Below are 2,577 nucleotides of genomic sequence, written 5' to 3'. Positions count from 1 at the left end.
GCTAACGACTCCAGCGCCCGTTCGCAGGCCGCCGGGAGGTTGTGCAGCGGCAGGCCCAGCGCCCGGGCCGTGTCGTTGCCCGTCCCGGCGGGAATGATGCCCAGCGGAACCCGACGGCGGGCGCCGGGACCTGCACCTGCACCCCGGCTGCGCGGAAGTACGCCGCCGCGACCTTGCCGGCGTGCCGCGCCCGGCCAAAGGATGCGCGCGGGTTGACGGCGACGGCGATCAGCATGCGCTGAATTATGCCAGCCGGCGGGAACCATCCCTGTGCACGCACTCGTTATTCCTCCAGCCGGTTAAACTGGGCACGCCGGACGCCCACGAACGGTCCGGCATTCCCACCGCCGGTACCATCAACGAAAAGGATCTCTGTTTGACGCAGGGCAGCAGCTCGCATTACCAGGTCCTCGGGATCCCCGTGACGGCGACGGAGAAAGACATCAAAGTCGCGTACCGCAAGGCCGCCCGGACCGCCCACCCGGACCACGGCGGCGACCCTGCAGCGTTTAGGCGCGTCACGCTCGCCTACGAGACCCTCATCGACACCAAGCGCCGCGCGGACTACGACCGCTCCTACGGCAGCGCATCCGGCGGCGCGTATTCGTCTCCCGCCGGGGATGAGGGCGCCCACTTCGACGCGCCCGCCGCGGGCAGCCGGGCCTCCGCCAACGTGCGCCGGCCGAACACGCCGCGGAATACGGCCGCAGATCCACCCGTCTACGTTCCCCCGTTCGAGCAGTTTCACGGTGGGTCGGCGGTGCCGCTGATTCCCGCCAGCGTGGCCCGGCAGCAGGTCCACGGTATGCCCCGCAAGCGCGGCATCTTCGGCGCCGAAGCCCGGATCCAACGCGAAATGCGCACCGTGCAGCTCATCAGCAGGCAGATCCTGACCACCATCCCGGCGGCGCGCCTTGTCAACGGGCTGCAGTCCCCGGCGGACAACAGCCACATCGACCACGCGGTCCTTGCCGGGTACCGTCTAGCGATCGTCGGATCCATGCTCCTGCCGCCGGGTGCCTATGCATGGAACGGCAGCACGTTGACCCACGGCGGACGCTCCGTCGCGCCGCCCCAGCTGGGCCACATCGTGCGCCGGATGCAGGACATATTTCCCGAGCTCAATGTCACCGGCTGGATTGTCGTCCACAGCACGGACGGCAATCTGCATCAACCGGTCATCGACCGGCACCGCCGCGCCCCCGGCGGCCAGGGAAGCGGGTACGGGGAAGGCTCGGGCCTGGTCGAGGTGGTCAACGCCGCGGGCCTGGCCCGCGGCCTGAAGTTGTTCCTCGGCTCGGGACCGGCGCCCAACACCGTCAACGTTCCCGTACTGGCCCGCCTGCTGCGCGGAATGCACTAGATTCCGCCCGGGCGCTCCCCTGCGCCCCGGGGACGGCAGGCCCGAGGCGCGTTCGACGCCGGCGGCTCGCTAGGATGGGACGGTGTTCCGCATCCTCTTCCACACCCCAGAAATCCCCGGCAATACGGGAAACGCCATCAGGCTGGCTGCCATCACGGGGGCCGAACTGCATCTGGTGGAGCCCCTGGGCTTTGACTTTTCCGACGCCAAACTCCGGCGGGCGGGCCTTGACTACCACGACCTCGCCGTCGTGACCGTCCACCCGGACATTGACGCGGCGTGGGCCGCTCTCGAGCCGGAACGGGTATTTGCCTTTACCTCCGACGGCGAGACCACGTACACAGACATCCGCTACCGTGCCGGCGACGTCCTCCTGTTTGGGCCTGAATCCGTAGGCCTGCCCGAGGAAGTCAAAAACAGTCCCCGGGTGACGTCCCGGGTGCGCCTGCCGATGCTCCCAGCCCTCCGGTCACTGAACCTGGCCAACGCGGCATCCATCGCCGTCTACGAGGCGTGGCGCCAGAACGGGTTCGCCGGGGCCGAGTTGTAGCGGTCCGCCGCGCAGGCCCGCCGCGACGTGCGTTGGCCACCTGGGCGGCCCGCGGGAAAGAATTCCCGCGCAGCGCGCCCATCCAGGTGCCGGGCCGCACCGAATCACTTCTGAAGGCGGACACCAATCCGCCCATTCACATTGTGTCTACCGGGCATTGTGCGGAGAAACGGAAGGGAGCGAGGAGCGGCAGGTGAAAACAGTACATCTGGACAGATCCTCTGCCCGCTTAGCAGGGGCCGGCCCCTCGCCGCATGCCGCACCGATTGGCCCGCGTTGGGCTGCAAGCGCCCTATGCTTGGGAGTGATGGAAACTCCGAATGCCCCGAACCCCGAGGCCGCCGCACCGGCGGACACCTCAGCCGACATCAACGGCCGGCTCAGCAGCCTGCTGGCACTGATTGCCCAGGGCGACCAGACGGCGTTCGCGGAATTTTACAGCCTCACCTCCAGACGCGTCTTCGGCATGGCACGCCGGGTCCTGATCGATACCGAACTCAGTGAGGACACCACCCAGGAAGTCTTCCTCCAGGTGTGGCAGAACGCCGCCAAATTCAATCCAACCGCCGGCAGTCCGCTCGCCTGGCTCATGACGATCTCGCACCGGCGCGCCGTTGACAAGGTACGGTCCTCGCAGTCCGCCACCGACCGCGAAGCCAGATAC

Annotated in this window: 4 protein-coding genes; 3 read left to right on the top strand and 1 reads right to left on the bottom strand. The window is 68.2% G+C overall.

From position 1 onward, the window contains the following. A partial coding sequence (locus AC1D1S_RS20620) for a diacylglycerol kinase family protein (protein ID WP_476995387.1) occupies window positions 1-266 on the bottom strand: 266 nt, incomplete at its 3' end. Between the two features lie 110 nt (window positions 267-376). On the opposite strand from AC1D1S_RS20620, the gene AC1D1S_RS20615 reads away from it, so the two are divergent. From AC1D1S_RS20615 to AC1D1S_RS20605, 3 genes are all read left to right on the top strand, one after another. Continuing rightward, window positions 377-1,363, top strand: a complete 987-nt coding sequence (locus tag AC1D1S_RS20615; protein WP_476995386.1) for a J domain-containing protein — start codon at window positions 377-379, stop codon at window positions 1,361-1,363. 82 nt (window positions 1,364-1,445) lie between these two features. After that, entirely contained in the window at window positions 1,446-1,913 is a 468-nt protein-coding gene (locus AC1D1S_RS20610; RefSeq protein WP_476946399.1) for a tRNA (cytidine(34)-2'-O)-methyltransferase, read from the top strand. A 307-nt stretch (window positions 1,914-2,220) separates the two neighbouring features. After that, window positions 2,221-2,577: sigma factor (locus tag AC1D1S_RS20605; protein WP_476995385.1), on the top strand; the 357-nt coding region annotated here is incomplete at its 3' end.

It is taken from the genome of Arthrobacter sp. P1_A5 (assembly GCF_056406825.1).
Note: the sequence above shows the minus strand (reverse complement) of the source record. Positions and strands in the feature narration are given on the sequence as shown.